Consider the following 16,715-nt stretch of genomic DNA (forward strand, 5'->3'; position numbering starts at 1 on the left):
GCGCTCGACCTACCAGCCTGCCTCGGCGGCGACGTCGCGCGCACGTTCGACGAGGCCGTCGACCAGACTCGACGTCGGGACGCCGGCCGCGGCCGCGTTGGCGGCGACGTCGGTGACCCGCCGCACGATGCCCTCGGCGATGATTGCGATCTTCCACAATCCCAGGCAGTGCCAGTAGAGCAACGACTCCGGCGAGCGCCCGGTGGCGTCGAGGTAGCGCTTCGACAGTTCCGCGCGGGTCGGAAGGCCGGCGGGCATGACCTCGGCCGTACCGATGGCCGTCTCCCCCGGCTCCACCCAGTAGGCCAGCACACTGCCCATGTCGGCGAGCGGATCACCCAGCGTGGACAGTTCCCAGTCGAGCACCGCCCGGATCTCGGCGTCGTCGCCGATGATCACGTTGCGGATGTGGAAGTCGCCGTGGACCAGCGAAATCGATTGGTGCTCAGGAATATTCGCGCCCAGCCGGGCGGTCAGGTCATCCAGCGCCGGGAGTTCGCGGGTCTTCGACGCCTCCCACTGAGCCGACCACCGCTTGAGCTGCCGCTGGGCATACGGTTTGTGGCTCGCCAGATCCGACAGTCCCGCGTCGTCGAGGTTCACGTCGTGGATCGCAACCAGTGCCGTGACCATGTTGACGCCGACGTCGTGGCGCTGCGCCTCGGGCAATTCCTCAACGGCCGCAACGTCGTTGAGCACTTTCCCGTCGACGTTCTCCATCAGGACCAGCGGCACCGGGGCGACGTCGGCGTCGTCGCACACGCCGATGATCGTCGGTACCGGAACGGCCGACGGGCCGAGCGCGGACATGATCCGCGCCTCCCGCACGACGTCGTGCGCGGACGCCAACAGGTGGCCCTGCGGTGGGCGCCGGAGCACCAGGCTGGGCCCGCTTTCGCCGGCCAGCCGATACGTCAGGTTCGACTGACCCTGTCCGACGCGGGTTGCGGTCACCGGCCCGGTGAAGTGAACTCCTTGTCCGCCAAGCCAATTGAGCAGGCCGGCGGAGTCGACGTCGGGGATGGACAGATCGCCGGCGGCTCCGGTCATGCGTGCGCCCGCAGTTCGCGTCGGGCGATGGTCCGCTTGTGCACCTCGTCGGGTCCGTCGGCCAGCCGCAGCGTGCGGATGTGCGCGTAGGCGGAGGCGAGCGGGAAGTCGTCGGTGACACCGCCGCCACCATGGACCTGGATCGCGCGGTCGAGGATCTTCAGCGCCATCTCCGGAGCGGCGACCTTGATGGCCGCGATTTCCGTTGCGGCTTCCCGGTTTCCGACCGTGTCCATCATGTGGGCGGCCTTGAGGCAGAGTAGCCGGACCATCTCGATCTCGATGCGTGCCTCGGCGATCCAGTCCTGGATGTTGCCGCGCGTCGCGAGCGGCTGACCGAAGGTGACGCGCTCGGTGGCGCGCTTGCACATGAGTTCCAGTGCGCGCTCGGCCATTCCGATGGTGCGCATGCAGTGGTGGATGCGGCCCGGCCCGAGGCGGGCCTGCGCGATGGCGAAGCCCTCGCCCTCGCCCTTGAGGACGTCCTTGGCGGGGACGCGCACGTCTTCGAAGGTGATCTCGGCGTGGCCCTCCCGGTCCTGATAACCGAACACCGGCAGGTTACGGACCACGGTGACGCCCGGAGCATCGATCGGGACCACCATCATCGACTGCTGGCGATGCGCCGACGCCTCGGGATCGGTCTTGCCCATGACGATCAGGACCTTGCAGTTCTGATGCATCGCGTTCGAGGCAAACCACTTGCGGCCGTTGAGGATATAGCTGTCACCGTCGCGCACCATGCGCAGTTCGATGTTCGACGCGTCCGAGCTCGCCACGGCGGGTTCGGTCATCGCGAACGCCGACGCGATCTCGCCGGCGAGCAGTGGCTTGAGGTAGAGCTCCTTGTGCTCGTCGGAGCCGAAGAGCTGCAGCACCTCCATGTTCCCGGTGTCGGGGGCGTTACAGTTGCACGCCTCCGGCCCCAGTTCGCTGCGGCCCATGATCTCGGCGAGCGGCGCGTAGTCGAGGTTCGACAGGCCCGGACCCCAATCGGGGTGCGGGTGGAAGAGATTCCACAGTCCGCGGCTCTTCGCTTCGGCCTTGAGCTCCTCGAGGATCGGCGGGTGGAAGTGGGGGTTGCCCGACTCGCGCATCTGCTCCTCGTAGACCTTCTCGGCCGGGTAGACATGGGAGTCCATGAAGTCGAGCAGGTCTTCGCGATAGGCCTTGCTCCGGTCGGAAAACTCTGGAATTGTCACGGATCCTCCTGTGGGGGTTGGGGTTTGATTGAAAGTCGGTGATCGTCGACGCCGTCGGCAAAGTGCGGCGCCAACCTCGCTGCCCGAGTGTCGAAACGAGGCACGAGCTTCGGTGTAACGAGGGGTATGTGCTCGACGCCGGGCCGTGCGTCAGCCGTTGACGGCGTCGAGCAGGCTCTTCTGGTAGCGACGCATGCCGGATAGCCAGCGGTCGTAGTCGGCGCCTTTGTGCCGGTACATGTCGAGCACCTCGGGGTGCGGCAGGATCAGGAAGCGTTCGTCGGCGATGGCGGCGAGCACGTCGTCGGCGACCTGCTCGGGGGTGAGTACCCGACCCGCGGTTTCGACGGCACTCTGCATGAGCTTGCCGATGGCGTCTTCGGCGCCTTCGTCGGGGTGCAGGAGCTTGGTGTCGACACCCATCGGGCACAGGCAGCTGGTACGAATCCCTTTGTCGCCGTATGTGATCGACATCCATTCGGCGAAGCCGACGGCGGCATGCTTGGTCACCGAGTAACCGGCCGACCCGATCTGCGTCAGCAGTCCCGCGGCCGACGCGGTGGAGACGAAGTAGCCTTCGCCGCGTTCCTCCCAGGCAGGCACCAGCGCGCGGGCGGCGCGGACATGCGCGAGGAGGTTGATGTCGATGACCTGATCCCACTGCTCGTCGGAGAGGTCGAGGCCCGGCGCGCCCCCGATGCCCGCGTTCGCGAAGTACAGGGCAACAGGACCGAAAGTGCTCTCCGCCTGGGCGATCCACTCGGCGATGGTGGCCGAGTCGGACGCATCGCCGCCGGCCGACGCCACGGTCCCGGGATGGGCGGCGTTGATCTCCTCGGCGGTCGCGGCGACGCGGTCGGCGTCCAGATCGACGATCAGCACCTTGGCGTCGGCGGCCACCAGGCGTCGCGCGATCGCCGCGCCGATTCCGCCCGCTCCACCGGTCACAATGGCAACTTTGCCTGCTACATCCACTACTCGCCCCTTCGCCAGTCGTTGCGTACGAAGAGGACTGTACTTGAAACCGGCTTCAACTTCGAGTCCTTCGCGAAAATCCACCTGGTTCCCTCGCAGTCACCTCGTCAAATCACGAGGTGGATGCGAGTGGACGAGGCGAATTTTCGGACGTCTACTCGCCCAGCAACTCCCGCACTTTGGCGAACTTCGCCGTCGACTCCAGCACCTCGGCTTGATCGCCTGCCAGGTGCCGGATCAGGACATCGGTGAACCCCATCTCGCGATAGTCGGCGAACCGCTGCGCCACCCGCGCCGGCCCGCCGACGACGGTCACCGCCGGGTCGAAGCCCCGGTACCCGACGGTCAGGATCGGGTCGGCGACCCGTTCGGCGTCGGCGTCGTCGGCGCCGACGTGTACATCGCGGCGAAGTACCACGCGCCCCTCCGGCCGCCCCTGCTCGGCGCATGCCTGCCGGTACGTCGCGACCATGCGCGCCAGCTCGACGTCGGACGCCCCGGGGCCGGCCATCCAGCCGTCGGCGGCGGCACCTCGACGCAGCACGGCGTCGGCGTGCCCGGCCATCCAGATGCCAACGGGCTCAGGTGGTATCGGCGAGATGGCCGCGCCGTTGGTGACGCCGTCGACGGTCACCGTCTCACCCGCGAGCAGCCGCCGCACGATGTCGGTCGACGTCTCGATGTCTCGACGCCGCGTCTCCAACGACTTGCCCATCGCCGCGAACTGCCCCTCCCCCGCGCCGACGGCGAATTGCAGCGTGAACCGGCCCGACGTCATCGACGCGAGTACCCCGACCTGTTCGGCGAGCAGCACCGGATTCCACAGGGGCACAAGGAACAGCGCGCCCAGGTCGGCGGCCGGCCACTCGGCCGCGAGGCGCGCCAGCGTGGGAACGTTCTGGAAGTATGGGTTGGGAGCCTGCGAATGATGGTCACCCAAGTACAGACCGGTCAACCCGACGTCGCGTGATGCACGCACCCGATCGATCAGCTGGGCGAGGCCGACCCGCGGATCTCCCGGGGCCAAACCCGTCCGGACCGAGACACCGATTCGAATTGCACTGTCCGCCATGGCTTTTCCCACCTATAGAATGTCGTCGCCGTACATTTCGCCGAGCGGGTCGGCGATGAGTTCGAGCCGCACGCCGTCCGGGTCGGCAAAGTACACCGACACCTCCGAGTGAATCTCGTAGCCGACGCCGGCGTCGTCGAGCCGCTGTTTGGCGGCGGCCCACTTGCGCGGTGAAATGCTGATCGCCAGGTGGTGCAGCCCTCCGAGCACCTCGCGGTACGCCTTCAGGTCGAGACCGGGAAGGTCGAAGAACGCTAGCAGGTTCTCATTCCCGACGTCGAAGAAGAAGTGGGTCGACCCGCGGTAGTCGCGGTTCTCGATCACCTCGACGAGCGGGAAACCGAGTAGCTCGGCGTAGAACTTGACAGTCGTCTCGACATCGGACGACAACAGCGCGACATGATGAATACCTCGGGCGGTGCTAGGAGTGCGTTGCGGCCCAACGGGTTTCAGGTACTCCGCAGCGATCTCCGCTCGGCGGGCGGCTAGCTTGTCGTAGTCGATGGGCTCCCGAGTGGACTCGACGACGGCGGGTCCCGATGATTTCGTCATGGCTCAACGGTAGAACATCAACAGTCGTCGTCGACCTCGTCTTCGCTGATCAGCTCCCAGACGAATGCTTCAAAACTCGGCGCCAGCGGCGTCACGCGATACCCGCGTTCCTGATCGACATGCACGACGCCGGGCTCACCCCGCGGCCCGCACTCCCGGTAGTCGAGCATGAACTGATCATGACCATCACGAACCCCTCCGACCACCCGGTGCCTTCGACCAGAAAGCAATTGCGCCGCAGCGGCCCGCCGTTTCGACGCCGCGCAAGCTCGACGTACGCGTCGGGCAATCGGAAGCCGAGTTCGGCCTCGACGTCGGCGACGAGTTCATCACTCGGCGCCGGTTCGGTATAGGAAGTCATCGCGTATCTGGATTCGTCCCAGAATCCAGTGAAGTCGAAGTCGTCGAATGCGTCAGTACGCCGCGTCACGAAATCAGTGTGACACAACAAAATTCGGGCCCGACGCCGTATACGGCGTCGGGCCCGAACTGATGCGAGGAAACGGAGGCTTACGCCTGCGGCTCCTCGGCGAAGTTGCGGATCACCGCGGGATCAACCGGGATGCCGGGGCCGGTCGTGGTCGACACGGTGACCTTCTTGATGTAGCGGCCCTTGGCGGCCGACGGCTTCGCACGCATGATCTCGTCGAACGCGGCGCCGTAGTTCTCGGCCAGCTTGGCAGCGTCGAACGATGCTTTGCCGATGACGAAATGCAGGTTGGCAGCCTTGTCGACGCGGAAGTTGATCTTGCCGCCCTTGATGTCGGTGATCGCCTTGGTGACGTCGGGGGTGACGGTGCCGGTCTTGGGGTTCGGCATCAGACCACGCGGGCCGAGCACGCGGGCGATGCGGCCGACCTTGGCCATCTGGTCCGGCGTCGCGATCGCGGCGTCGAAGTCCAGCCAGCCGCCCTGGATCTTTTCGATCAGATCCTCGGCGCCGACCTCGTCGGCTCCGGCTGCGGCGGCCTCGGTGGCCTTGTCGCCGACGGCGAACACGATGACGCGGGCGGTCTTACCGGTGCCGTGCGGCAGGTTGACGGTGCCGCGGACCATCTGGTCGGCCTTGCGGGGGTCGACGCCGAGTCGGATCGCGACCTCAACGGTGGAGTCAGCGTTCTTCGACGAGGTGTCCTTGGCCAGCTTTGCAGCCTCCAGCGGGCTGTACAGCTTGGACTTGTCGACCTTTTCCGCGGCCTCGCGGTACGCCTTACTACGTTGTGCCATAGCTCTGTTCTTTCTCCGTAAAGTCTTTCGGGTTAGTGGTTTGTGGGCCGAGCCGGCCCTCCCACGTAGCGGTCAGCGTGCGCTAACTCACTCGACGCGATATGCGCGAGATCGCAAGCTCACTCGACGTCGATGCCCATCGAGCGGGCGGTACCGGCGATGATCTTCGCCGCCTGGTCGAGATCGTTGGCGTTGAGGTCCTCGGCCTTGGTCTTCGCGATTTCGCGGACCTGGTCCATGGTCACCTTGCCGACCTTCTGGGTGTGCGGGACGCCCGAACCCTTCTGCAGGCCTGCGGCCTTGAGGAGGAGTTTGGCAGCCGGCGGGGTCTTCAACTTGAAGTCGAAGGAGCGGTCTTCGTAAACGAAGATCTCCACCGGGATGACGTTGCCGCGCTGGGATTCCGTCGCAGCGTTGTACGCCTTGCAGAATTCCATGATGTTCACGCCGTGCTGACCAAGCGCCGGACCCACGGGCGGCGCGGGGTTGGCCGCGCCTGCGTTGATCTGGAGCTTGATGATCCCGGCGAGCTTCTTCTTCTTGGGAGGCATCTCTAGTTCCTTTGATGTTTCTTGTGTTCGGGGCGGTGAGGCCCCAGTTTCGTGCCCGCTGGAGACACGAAAGTCTCAATATCGCCGACGCGCGAAGCGTCAGATCTTCTCCACCTGGTTGAAGTTCAACTCGACCGGAGTCTCGCGACCGAAGATCGACACCAGCACCTTGACCTTGCGCTGCTCGGCGTTGACTTCGCTGATCGACGCCGGGAGCGTGGCGAACGGGCCGTCCATGACGGTGACCGACTCGCCGACCTCGAAGTCGACCTCGACGATCGCGGTCGCCGCGGCGGCTGCCGCCTCGACGGTCTGCTCGGCGCCCTTGGCGGCCGGCTTCTTCGCCTCTACACGCGGCAGGAGGAACTTCAGCACCTCGTCCATCGTCAGCGGCGACGGGCGCGAGGTGAGGCCGACGAATCCGGTCACACCGGGGGTGTTGCGGACGGTGCCCCACGATTCGTCGTTGAGGTCCATGCGCACCAGAATGTAGCCGGGCAGCACCTTGCGGTTGACCTTCTTGGGCTGGCCGTTCTTGATCTCGGTGACCTCTTCGGTCGGCACTTCCACCTGGAAGATGTAGTCACCGACGTCGAGGTTCTGCACACGGGTTTCGAGGTTGGCCTTCACCTTGTTCTCGTACCCGGCGTAGGAGTGGATGACATACCAGTCGCCGGGAGCTCGACGCAGTTCCCGGCGCATCTTCTCGGCGGGATCGAGTTCTTCCTCGGGCTCTTCGACGACGGGCGCCTCGGCCGCGTCCTCGTCGTGCTCCGCTTCGTCGTCGTCGGAATCGGCCGCGGCGTCGTCGATCTCATCGGCCTCGTCGTCGGAATCGCCGAGTGCGTCGTCTTCGTCTTCGACGTCAACAACCGCAGCATCGTCGGCGGACTCAGCGTCGGTGACGTCGATGTCGTCCGCCGCTGTGGTCGGATCAGTCACCGAGGTGTCCTGCGCCGAATCGATCTCGTTGTCTGCGGTGCTCACTGCCCCACACTCCTTAGGTTCTACTGTTGTCTGTTCCCGCCGCGGCACGCGCGAGCGAGGGGAGCTGGGCTATCCGAATACCAGCAGCACCAGGCGGGCGAATCCGATGTCGAGGCCCGCGACGGCTGCGGTCACCACCACCACGAATACCAATACGACGATCGTGTAGACGATCGTGTCGCGGCGCGTCGGCCAGATGACCTTCTTCAGCTCAGCGACGACCTGCTGCAAGAACAGCCAGATCGCGGCAAACGGATTGCGAGGACGGTCCGGTGTCGCGGACTTGGACTTCGACGGCTTGTCAGCGACGGCCGTGCCGGTCGATCCACGCTTGCGCTTACCCGAAGGGCGAACCGTCGCATCGGCGTCGTCGTCGAGTTCGGCCACCGAATCGAGCTCGTCGACTTTGTTCAAGTCGACCTTGTCGGCCGTGGCCGCCTCCCCGGCATCCTTGGCCCGGGCGGCTCGATCACGCTTGATCAACCTTCGAGTCCTCTCATCAACGTTTGCCCTAATTCCAGGGCAGGGGCGACAGGACTTGAACCTGCAACCTGCGGTTTTGGAGACCGCTGCTCTGCCAGTTGAGCTACGCCCCTCTGGTCGTCAGTCTTTCCTCCGACGACCTCTGTGAAATTTACCCTTACAAAACCAACGCGCTACCCTTGGGGGCAGCGCGCAAGTCTGACGTAAACCACAGACACTTGAGTGTAGAACATATCGCGGTGCAATTGCCAATCGCGTGCTCACCGCGATGTTCTGCCGCCAGTGGTTGTGTACGCACCCCGAACCCTACCGATGTTCTGCCGGTGACAGGCTGCGCGCTTCGCCTGGACCGACGAGCAAGCCACGATCTTCCAGCCGCACCGACGGCCTCAACGCAACCCCGAACCCTACCGATGTTCTGCCGGTGACAGGCCGCGCGCTTCGCCTGGACCGACGAGCAAGCCACGATCTTCCAGCCGCACCGACGGCCTCGACGCAACCCCGAGCCAGCCGCGATGTTCTGCCGGTGACAGGCTGCGCGCTTCGCCTGGACTGACGAGCGAGCCGCGATTTTCCGGCCCTACCCACTACACAAACCAGCACACGACGCCGGAAAATCGCAGCGAACGAGGAGGGAAGGCGAAGGAACAGCGCAGCCTGTCAGCGGCGGAACATCCTAATTAAACTGCGCGACCACTATCGCCCGCCCGAAGATCTTCTTTCCGCCGGCACGGGCCACGATCGCGATGGTGCCGCGTCGGGTCTCGGGGTCGAGGGACTTGATCTTTCCGGTGAACTCGACGGCGACGCTGTCGTCGGCGGGGACGTAGACCGGCGAGGTGAAGCGCACGTTGTATTCACAGAAGGCGCCCGGGTCACCGATGAACTCGGAGACGAAGGCCGCGCCGAGACCCATGGTCTGCATGCCGTGCGCGACGACGCCGTCGAGGCCTGCGGCCTTGACCACCTCGTCGGAGAAGTGGATCGGGTTGGGGTCCGCGGCGACGCCGGCGTAGTTGGCGAGGTTGCCGCGGGTGAGCAGGAATTGCGTTGGCGGGAGTTCCTGGCCGACGGACAGGGTGTCGAAGTCGATCGCGCCGTAGGGGTCGGGCGTCTCGGTGGGGTCGGGCAGGTTGTACCGGCCGCCTTCGCGTTCGACGGTCTTGTCGACCTGACCGATCTCGGGGAACTTCATCATCACGTGGTCGAGCGATTCGGCCAGTGCGGGATCCACTTCGAGTCCGGCCCGGGCGACGAGCGAGGTCCAGGTGGTCATCACCGGTTCGTCGCGCTGGTTCCAGATGACGTTCTTGGTGACCATGAGGTCGATCGTTTCCGGGCTGGTGACGTGCCGGAAGGAATCTAGTGAGACGTCGCAGACCAGTCGGTCGCCCACGACCATCGGCTGGTGGTAGACCAGACGCTGATCGGTCTGCATGATCTGCCACAGGTCGTAGCCGGTGACGACCTCTTCGAAGAGCTTGCGCTGCGCCACGATGCCGAGAACACCGATGTAGGTGGGCGCCGCGACCAGGCCGCGGTGGCCGTTGGCCAGTGCGGCCTTCTCGCTCCAGTGCACCGGGTGCGCGTCCTGCACGGCCAGAGCGTGCTTGCGGACTTCTTCGCGGCCGATCTCGTAGTAGTCGTCGACGGTGTAGTGGTATCCGACCAGGGCCGCGGTGTGCTCGGCGACCTCGTCGGGAGTCGCGTCCTCGCGCAGCTGCGGAATCAATTCAGACGGAGTACCGGTCTGCGGTCCTAGCACAGAACACCTAACCTTCCGGCCACCGTGTCGGCGAGGGCTGAATCGGGCCGGTGAAGCTGGGGTGGCGCACTAGTAGTGAAGTGAAATGGGGGTTGAATGCAAACAAGCGGACACCGAACCCGGTGTCCGCTGTTTCAGGTTTCGCTAGCGCGATTCCTTGTGGCCCTGGTGCTTGCCGCAGTTCGGGCAGAACTTCTTGATCTCGAGACGATCGGGATCGTTGCGGCGGTTCTTCTTGGTGATGTAGTTGCGGTGCTTGCACACCTCGCACGCCAAGGTGATCTTGGGGCGAACATCAGTTGAGGAGGCCACTTCGCTGCCTTCTTTCGGGTGGTACGTTTGCGGAGTCTGGAGCCTGGCCGTGGCGGTTGGGCCCCAGGGAGGTCGGTTTGTAGCGGTGGGGGGACTCGATCCCCCGACCTCACGATTATGAGTCGTGCGCTCTAACCAGCTGAGCTACACCGCCATGCGGACACTGGCGTCCAGCGAGCCCCCTGACGGAATCGAACCGTCGACCTTTTCCTTACCATGGAAACGCTCTGCCGACTGAGCTAAGGGGGCGTGCTTGTGTCGCCTCCGATGCATCGGAGGCGGCTCAAGAACCTTGTCGAGGTTACACAGTGTCTCGGCCAGGATCCAAATCCCGACGTCAGCGCCGTTTTCCTCGGTGTGGCAGGTATAGGATTCGAACCTATGTAGCTTACGCGACGGATTTACAATCCGCTCCCATTGGCCGCTCGGGCAACCTGCCGTGTCAGCGTTCTTAGGTGCTCCGCACTTGTGAACGACAACGCGGAAAAGAATACAACGGCATGTGGGGGCTTACGCAAACTGGCTGCTCAGCGCCCTGAATTCGGTACCCGATACCCTGTGTACATGGCTGATTCATCATTTGACGTCGTGAGCAAGCTCGACCGCCAGGAGGTCGACAACGCACTGAACCAAGCGGCGAAGGAACTCTCGCAGCGCTACGACTTCCGCGGAACCAACACCACCATCGCCTGGTCCGGCGAAGAAGCGATCATCATCACGTCCGACGCCGAGGAACGCGCGCAGGCGGGCCTGGAGGTATTCAAGGAGAAGCTGATCCGCCGCGACATCTCGCTCAAGGCGTTCGAGGCGGGCGAGGTCGCGGCGTCGGGCAAGACCTACAAGATCACCGGCACGCTCAAGGAGGGCATCGACTCCGCCAACGCCAAGAAGATCTCCAAGATCATCCGCGACGAGGGACCCAAGGGCGTCAAGGCGCAGATTCAGGGCGACGAGCTGCGCGTGTCCAGTAAGAAGCGCGACGACCTGCAGGCGGTCATCTCGCTGCTCAAAGGCTCCGACCTCGACGTCGCACTCCAGTTCGTCAACTACCGGTAGGGTTCGCCCGCAATTCCCGCGCCCGGCGGTGGTGCGCGACCGTCGAATTGTCGAGCAGCACGCGCATCATCACCGCGAAGAATCGGGCCGGCGACAGCTCGTCGGGCACCAGGTCGTGGCGCAGGGTCACCTTCGGCAGTGTGACGAGCCGTCGGTCGACGTCGGAGCGCGCGACGCTGCGTCGGGCTTCGGCGGGGTCGGGTGCGGTGCCGAATTCGGCGAGGTCGAACAGCGCGACCTCGCCGTCGGGCACGTCGTCGTCCGGGTGGCGCACGTCTTCTTCGGTCTCGACGTCGTCGGGGTCGAGGATGACGGCGTCGGGTCCGGCGTCGTCGACGGGTGCCGCGGCGTCGAATTCCGGGACGATCAGCGAGCACGCGTCGTAGGCGTCTTCTTCTCGGCCGAGTTTGACGAGCAGGTCGGCGAGCCAGTCGAACTGGGCGCGCTCTTCGGTATAGGCGGTGGAGCGGATGCCGAACATGAAGCCGAGCGCGGCCAGTGGATGCCGCAGGGCGAGGTTCTTGGCGTCTCCATAGGACTCCTCGACGCGGTTGGCCGCGTTCTTGCCGAACGACGAGTCCATCCGTTTCGTGGAGATCAACAGCTCCGGCCCCGCCTGCCAGGAGGTCATCAGCACGTCGACCTGCTTGAGGTAGTTCTTGCCGAGGATGTTCGCCGACGCCGCCGCCACACCGTTGCCCCCGTTTCCTTTGGTGAGCCGCTCCAGCAGGGGTTGTTGCTCCTTGACGGGCATCGAACGAATGAACTTCAGGACATCGCGGTCGACGACGCGGGGCGGTGAGGCGCGCGGCCACACGGCATCGGCGTCGAGGCCTGCGCGGCGCAGTTCGTAGGCGACCCAGACGTCGATGGCCAGCGCCGGCACACCCGACTGACTTGCGGCTTCGAGCGCGAGCGGCACGGCGAGCAGCTGTGTGAGGGTGTCGAAGTCTGGCGTGTAGTCGGGTTCTCGGCGCCCCTCGACGGCGACCCAGGGGTTGGTGTCACGTAGAGGCGCGCGCTCGACCAGCGCGTCGAACAGCGGCCACGCCTGCGCCTTGGCGCTGAGTTTCGGTGCGGCGGTGTGCTTTCCGGCCACTCGCTAGATCCCCTTGGAACGCGCGGCGCGACGCCCGGAGAGATGTCGCTGGTCGGCGCGCAACGCGTCGAGGGCGTCGGAGTCGAGATTCAAGGCATCGGTGAGAAGCACGGCGTCGACAATAGCGACCGCGTCGGTCAGTGCGCGCGACCGCAGCGCACGACGGACCTCGGTTCGCACCGAACTGAGTTCGCGTCGATGCGCCGCCACCAACTCGGGCGCGGGCATCGGCAACTGCGCGGCCTCCGACGGTTCGACTTTGAGCAGCCCTCCCCCGTACGCGCGACCGATGGTCTCGGCGCCCAACAGGGTGACCGAGTTGAGCGACGCGAGCGGCAGCAGATCCATCGCGTCGCGGCGCACTCCGGCGTCGGCGTAGACGCCGTGTACCGAGTTCAAGTGATGCACCCGGTGCCGGTTGGTGCACAGTCGCGGGGTGTCGGCGTTCATGTACGTCAGGAACAGATCCGGCGGCGCGAGATGCGGCACTCGCCACCACGGGTCGCGGACACGGCATTTGTATGCGGTGTTGACGCCGGTCGCCTCACCCGCCGCGATGTAGCGGCGCGCCGCGGGCGACGGCGGGCCGTCGGGCCGGAACAGCCAGGTCGCCTGCCCCTGGGCGCCAAGCGCTGCCAGATTCGCGCCGGTGAGCGTGAGCCCGCGCAGATGCCGGGAGCCGGGTGGCGACAGCGCGATCACGTCGGAGTCGACCAGACCGAGTTCGACGACGCGCTCCGGCGAGAGCGCAAAAAAGGTGTTGTTGCCGGTGACCATGCCGAGTTTGGTCCTCCCCCAGTCAGCCAGCGTCGCGAAACTCGTTGTGCCCGTGATAGTTTCAAACGCCGACGCCCCCGACGTCGACAGCATCGACCCCGACCATTTCGCGCTCTTCGACGCCGGGACCCACCTCTGCGGCTGCCCGTGACCGGCGATCGACACGGTGGCGAGGTCGGCGGCATCGGCGAGTTGATAGACTTCGCAGTGGTCGGTCCCGTCTCCGCCGTCGCTGCGGAAGCCGTCGGCGAGCAACAGGACGACCTCCTCCTGAACTCCCGCGAAGACGCGCTCGGAGAACAGCACCAGGCCCACCGAGGAGAAGTGGTCCATCAGGAACCGGCGCACCGCCGCGGCGTAGTTGACGGTCAGCAGTTCGGCGGGGAGCACCAGGCCCAACCGACCGCCGTCGCGCAGGTGCAACGCCGAGTGGATGACGAACGCCGCCCACGACGACGCCAGTCCGGTGAGGTTGACACCCGCGCGCAGCGCCGCGGCGCGCGAGCGGCGGCGCGCCTCGCCGGTGAACGATTGGTAGCGCACATAGGGCGGGTTCCCGACGACGGCGTCGTACTGAGCGCTCGGTTCGCGCAGGAAGAAGTCTGCGGTCTCGACGCTGGCCCGCACCCCCGCCGCGCGCAGTTGCCGCTGCGCATGGCGGGCTGAATCACGGTGCAGTTCAATACCTTTGAGTGTTCCGCGGAATCCGTCGACGTCGGCGCACGCATGCAGGAAGACAGCCTCACCGCAGGAGGGCTCCAACACCGAATCATCGGCGCAGCGCACCGCCCATTCGACGATGAACCGGGCGACCGCGGGCGGCGTGTAGAACGCGCCCCGAGCCTTGCGATGCGCAGTTGAGTCTCCCGGAAGCATGCCGATCATTGTGCCGCACCCCTACGACATTCCCGCCCACGCGTAGCCTTGACACTCGTGGCACCCACTGCGTCGCTCGCCGATCTGGACCCGCTGCGCGGTCCGCTGACCGGATATTGCTATCGCATGCTAGGCGGCGCGACGGAGACCGACGACGCGGTGCAGGAGACACTTGCGCGGGCCGTCGCGAAGTTCGACACCTACGATCCCGACCGCGCCCGCCTCACCACCTGGGTGCACCGCATCGCGCACAACGTGTGCGTCGACCTGCTGCGTGGAGCCGGCCGTCGGGCGGCGCCGATGGATGTGAGTGAACTCGGTGAACCCGGAGTCGTCGGTGCGCCCCGACGCCCCGGGACCTGGTTGGATCCGATGCCCGACCACCGGGTGCTCGTCGCCTCGGACCCAGCGGCACGGGTCGTCGAACGTGAATCCATTCGGCTGGCGTTCGTCGCGGCAATCCAGTATCTGACGCCGCCGCAGCGTTCCGCGTTGATCCTGCGCGACGTGCTCGGGTTCAGCGCGGCTGAGACAGCCGAGATCCTCGGCATCACCCCGTCGGCCGCACACAGCGCCCTGGCGCGGGCCCGCGCGCAGTTGGCCGCGGCAGAGCCGGCGGCGTCGACGCCCGACGTCGTCGCCCACGACCTCGTCGAGCGCTACATCGCTGCGTTCGAGGCGCACGACGTCGACGGCCTGATCGATGTTCTGCACGAGGATGCGACGACGTCGATGCCACCGCTCGCCTGGTGGCTGCGCGGCGGCCCGACGATAGCGTCGCTGATGGCCGGATCCGACGCCTGCGCACACGACCGACTGGTGCCGACCGACGTCAACGGGTGGCCCGGCGTCGCGCAGTATCGGCCCGACGCCGAGGGACGGCTGAAACCGTTCTCGCTGGTCGCCTTCGAGTTCCGGGACGAGCGAATCGTGCACGTGACCACATTTCTGGGGGCGCTGTCGGCCGAGTTTCCGGCCGAGCGACGAATTCGCGTCGCCCGCGACGTATAAGACACGTCAACACATCCCCGACCGTGAAGGACTCCCTGTGACACTCTCCGAAGCCGACCTGCGTACCGAGACGTTTGCCGAACGACGCCGTCTCGTCGCAATCCTCGACGACCTCACTCCCCAGCAGTGGGCCACCGACTCACTCTGCGACGGCTGGCGGGTACGCGAGGTCGTCGCGCACATCACCCTGGCCTACCGGCATTCGATGTTCCGCGTGGTCCGCGGAATCGTCGCGGCCCGAGGCGATTTCAATACCTTCAGCAATCGGATCGCACTCAAGGACACCGCGGCGTTCTCCGACGCCGAGTTGCTGGAGTCGCTGCGCGCGAACGTCGAGCATCCGTGGAAGCCACCGCGCGGAGGTCAGCAGGGCGCGCTGGCTCACGACGTGCTGCATGGCCTCGACATCACCGAGGCACTCGGACTGCCCGCGACCTCACCGGACCGGATCGCCGCGGCCGTCGGCGACCCGGACAATCGCCAACTCGCCTACTTCGGCGTCGATCTCAATGGAAAGTCGTTGCACGCCAACGACACTGACTTGACCGTGGGATCGGGAACGCCGATCGGCCTGCCCGCCAAGGAGATAGCCCTGATCGTCGGCGGGCGGCGGCCGGTGCCGTCGTCGTAGGTCGACACAGGTGGCGCAGTAGGCTCAATCGGGCATACGCACTTCACTAGATCGAGGAGTCATGAGCGAGGACGTCCAGCCCGAGCAGTCGTCGTCGAATGCCGACGTCGGCGCGCCGGACATTCCCGCCTACACCCACGACGGCTGGCGCGGCCGCTCCGAACTCCCCGGCACGGTGTCGGTCGCGGGCTCACGCGCTGAGCTCGCGGCCAACCGGATCGTCCGTCTCGCAGCAGGATTGGCGACCGGCGATCGGATCGGCAGCAAGGACGATCTGCGTCGGCTCACCGGCGTGTCGGTGGGGACCGTCAACGAGGCGATCAAGCTGGCTCAGGCGCGCGGCGTCATCACGTCCCGGCCCGGCCCCGGTGGCGGACTGTTCGTCGCGGACCCGTCGCCGCTCGCGCGGATGAACAGTTGGTTCCGTTCTGCCGCAAGCGATTCAGCCGCACTGGGCGAGTCGATCGCCATCCGTGACGCGCTCGCGCCGATGCTGGTCGACGAGGTGCTCGCCGGGATCACCGACGACGACCAAGACGCGCTCGACGCGCTCGCGCGAGAGGTGTCGAGGACCCGCGACGGCGGCGACGTCGCGGCCTTCATCTGGGCGGTGTGGAATGTGCACGAGCGGTTCGCACAGCTGGGCCGCAGCCAACTGCTCGACAGCCTGTATTTGTCGATCATGGACGTGGGTACGTCTCATCTGCGGGCACAGCTGGTGGATCTCGCCGAGTCCGGCGACGCCCGGACTATACAGCTGACCGGTCTCGCGCGCGTAACCCTGGATTTCGTTGCGGCACTGGCGGTTCACGACCGGGAGGCCGCGGTTGCGGCGCTGTGCGCGACAGACCCGACGATGATCCTGCGGTCCGAATAACATTCGAGCCGAGGTTCGCCGAGTGCCGAAGCGAAGCACGTCCCCCGAGTGCCGAAGCGAGGCACGCCCCCCGCTCCCCGAGTGCCGAAGCGAGGCACGAGCTTCGGTGTAACGAGGGGCCGCCGAGCCGAACAACCCAACCGGGCAACGTCGCAACCTACCCACCCCGCTCCCCGAGTGCCGAAGCAAGACACGCCCCCCGCTCCCCGAAG

The 16,715-nt window shown here is 66.0% G+C and carries 18 protein-coding genes and 4 tRNA genes; 4 read left to right on the forward strand and 18 right to left on the reverse strand.

The features are described 5' to 3' along the window. Nucleotides 1-9: 9 nt before the first annotated feature. The 16 genes from HH308_RS27315 to HH308_RS27390 all read right to left on the reverse strand — a co-directional run bounded on the left by HH308_RS27315 (nucleotide 10) and on the right by HH308_RS27390 (nucleotide 10,615). Nucleotides 10-1,050 carry a phosphotransferase family protein gene (locus tag HH308_RS27315; RefSeq protein ID WP_170197446.1) on the reverse strand — a complete coding sequence of 347 codons (1,041 nt, stop codon included), beginning with the start codon at nucleotides 1,048-1,050 and terminating at the stop codon, nucleotides 10-12. Next, nucleotides 1,047-2,252, reverse strand: coding sequence for an acyl-CoA dehydrogenase family protein (locus HH308_RS27320; protein WP_170197447.1), 1,206 nt, complete (start codon nucleotides 2,250-2,252; stop codon nucleotides 1,047-1,049). The genes HH308_RS27315 and HH308_RS27320 overlap by 4 nt, the downstream gene beginning before the upstream one ends. Nucleotides 2,253-2,402: 150 nt before the next feature. After that, nucleotides 2,403-3,227, reverse strand: coding sequence for an SDR family oxidoreductase (locus HH308_RS27325; RefSeq protein ID WP_170197448.1), 825 nt, complete (start codon nucleotides 3,225-3,227; stop codon nucleotides 2,403-2,405). Nucleotides 3,228-3,381: 154 nt separating this feature from the next. Further along, nucleotides 3,382-4,299: an LLM class flavin-dependent oxidoreductase gene (locus HH308_RS27330; protein ID WP_170197449.1), complete on the reverse strand. Its 918-nt coding sequence runs from the start codon at nucleotides 4,297-4,299 to the stop codon at nucleotides 3,382-3,384. A 12-nt stretch (nucleotides 4,300-4,311) separates the two neighbouring features. Continuing rightward, on the reverse strand, nucleotides 4,312-4,851 hold the full coding sequence (locus tag HH308_RS27335; protein ID WP_170197450.1) for a VOC family protein: 540 nt from the start codon (nucleotides 4,849-4,851) through the stop codon (nucleotides 4,312-4,314). Between the two features lie 91 nt (nucleotides 4,852-4,942). After that, complete coding sequence (locus tag HH308_RS27340; protein ID WP_211188916.1) at nucleotides 4,943-5,281, reverse strand: SMI1/KNR4 family protein; 339 nt, start codon at nucleotides 5,279-5,281, stop codon at nucleotides 4,943-4,945. A gap of 80 nt (nucleotides 5,282-5,361) precedes the next feature. Next, nucleotides 5,362-6,078, reverse strand: coding sequence for a 50S ribosomal protein L1 (rplA, locus tag HH308_RS27345; protein ID WP_170197451.1), 717 nt, complete (start codon nucleotides 6,076-6,078; stop codon nucleotides 5,362-5,364). Nucleotides 6,079-6,197: 119 nt separating this feature from the next. Then, nucleotides 6,198-6,629, reverse strand: a complete 432-nt coding sequence (gene rplK, locus HH308_RS27350; protein ID WP_170197452.1) for a 50S ribosomal protein L11 — start codon at nucleotides 6,627-6,629, stop codon at nucleotides 6,198-6,200. Nucleotides 6,630-6,728: 99 nt separating this feature from the next. Continuing rightward, entirely contained in the window at nucleotides 6,729-7,616 is an 888-nt protein-coding gene (gene nusG, locus HH308_RS27355) for a transcription termination/antitermination protein NusG (protein WP_170197453.1), read from the reverse strand. A 69-nt stretch (nucleotides 7,617-7,685) separates the two neighbouring features. Then, nucleotides 7,686-8,099 (reverse strand): preprotein translocase subunit SecE, encoded by a 414-nt coding sequence (gene secE, locus HH308_RS27360; protein ID WP_170197454.1) that lies wholly within the window; start codon nucleotides 8,097-8,099, stop codon nucleotides 7,686-7,688. Nucleotides 8,100-8,139: 40 nt separating this feature from the next. Further along, nucleotides 8,140-8,212, reverse strand: a tRNA-Trp gene (locus HH308_RS27365). Between the two features lie 563 nt (nucleotides 8,213-8,775). Next, on the reverse strand, nucleotides 8,776-9,864 hold the full coding sequence (locus HH308_RS27370; RefSeq protein WP_170197455.1) for a fused (3R)-hydroxyacyl-ACP dehydratase subunits HadA/HadB: 1,089 nt from the start codon (nucleotides 9,862-9,864) through the stop codon (nucleotides 8,776-8,778). 144 nt (nucleotides 9,865-10,008) lie between these two features. Next, on the reverse strand, nucleotides 10,009-10,176 hold the full coding sequence (rpmG, locus tag HH308_RS27375) for a 50S ribosomal protein L33 (RefSeq protein WP_045823858.1): 168 nt from the start codon (nucleotides 10,174-10,176) through the stop codon (nucleotides 10,009-10,011). An 80-nt stretch (nucleotides 10,177-10,256) separates the two neighbouring features. Next, a tRNA-Met gene (locus tag HH308_RS27380) sits at nucleotides 10,257-10,330 on the reverse strand. Between the two features lie 22 nt (nucleotides 10,331-10,352). Continuing rightward, nucleotides 10,353-10,425 (reverse strand) — tRNA-Thr (locus HH308_RS27385). Between the two features lie 109 nt (nucleotides 10,426-10,534). Continuing rightward, nucleotides 10,535-10,615, reverse strand: a tRNA-Tyr gene (locus HH308_RS27390). Between the two features lie 125 nt (nucleotides 10,616-10,740). Here HH308_RS27390 and HH308_RS27395 point away from each other — a divergent pair. Then, the gene (locus HH308_RS27395) at nucleotides 10,741-11,232 is read left to right on the forward strand and encodes a YajQ family cyclic di-GMP-binding protein (RefSeq protein ID WP_170197456.1); all 492 of its coding nucleotides are present in this window, start codon (nucleotides 10,741-10,743) and stop codon (nucleotides 11,230-11,232) included. Here HH308_RS27395 and HH308_RS27400 read toward each other — a convergent pair. Both HH308_RS27400 and HH308_RS27405 read right to left on the reverse strand, forming a co-directional pair. Continuing rightward, nucleotides 11,219-12,331, reverse strand: a complete 1,113-nt coding sequence (locus tag HH308_RS27400; protein WP_170197457.1) for a hypothetical protein — start codon at nucleotides 12,329-12,331, stop codon at nucleotides 11,219-11,221. The genes HH308_RS27395 and HH308_RS27400 overlap by 14 nt on opposite strands. Before the next feature lie 3 nt (nucleotides 12,332-12,334). Continuing rightward, nucleotides 12,335-13,984: an N-6 DNA methylase gene (locus HH308_RS27405; protein WP_170197458.1), complete on the reverse strand. Its 1,650-nt coding sequence runs from the start codon at nucleotides 13,982-13,984 to the stop codon at nucleotides 12,335-12,337. 57 nt (nucleotides 13,985-14,041) lie between these two features. Between HH308_RS27405 and HH308_RS27410 the strand changes: the two genes are divergently transcribed. The 3 genes from HH308_RS27410 (at nucleotide 14,042) to HH308_RS27420 (ending at nucleotide 16,503) form a co-directional block, all read left to right on the forward strand. Beyond that, a complete protein-coding gene (locus HH308_RS27410; protein WP_312870871.1) occupies nucleotides 14,042-14,995 on the forward strand; it encodes an RNA polymerase subunit sigma-70 in 954 nt (317 codons plus the stop codon). A 37-nt stretch (nucleotides 14,996-15,032) separates the two neighbouring features. Beyond that, entirely contained in the window at nucleotides 15,033-15,626 is a 594-nt protein-coding gene (locus tag HH308_RS27415) for a maleylpyruvate isomerase family mycothiol-dependent enzyme (RefSeq protein ID WP_170197460.1), read from the forward strand. Between the two features lie 61 nt (nucleotides 15,627-15,687). Then, nucleotides 15,688-16,503 carry an FCD domain-containing protein gene (locus HH308_RS27420; protein WP_170197461.1) on the forward strand — a complete coding sequence of 272 codons (816 nt, stop codon included), beginning with the start codon at nucleotides 15,688-15,690 and terminating at the stop codon, nucleotides 16,501-16,503. Nucleotides 16,504-16,715: the final 212 nt, after the last annotated feature.

Origin of the sequence: Gordonia asplenii (assembly GCF_012933505.1) — a bacterium.
Lineage (GTDB): Bacteria > Actinomycetota > Actinomycetes > Mycobacteriales > Mycobacteriaceae > Gordonia > Gordonia asplenii.

Coding starts and splice junctions, on each gene's coding strand:
- HH308_RS27405 (WP_170197458.1), bottom strand. CDS start 13,984: ATGCTTCCGGGAGACTCAACTGCGCATCGCAAGGCTCGGGGCGCGTTC.
- HH308_RS27395 (WP_170197456.1), top strand. CDS start 10,741: ATGGCTGATTCATCATTTGACGTCGTGAGCAAGCTCGACCGCCAGGAG.
- HH308_RS27420 (WP_170197461.1), top strand. CDS start 15,688: ATGAGCGAGGACGTCCAGCCCGAGCAGTCGTCGTCGAATGCCGACGTC.
- rplK (WP_170197452.1), bottom strand. CDS start 6,629: ATGCCTCCCAAGAAGAAGAAGCTCGCCGGGATCATCAAGCTCCAGATC.
- rplA (WP_170197451.1), bottom strand. CDS start 6,078: ATGGCACAACGTAGTAAGGCGTACCGCGAGGCCGCGGAAAAGGTCGAC.
- HH308_RS27335 (WP_170197450.1), bottom strand. CDS start 4,851: ATGACGAAATCATCGGGACCCGCCGTCGTCGAGTCCACTCGGGAGCCC.
- HH308_RS27330 (WP_170197449.1), bottom strand. CDS start 4,299: ATGGCGGACAGTGCAATTCGAATCGGTGTCTCGGTCCGGACGGGTTTG.
- HH308_RS27315 (WP_170197446.1), bottom strand. CDS start 1,050: ATGACCGGAGCCGCCGGCGATCTGTCCATCCCCGACGTCGACTCCGCC.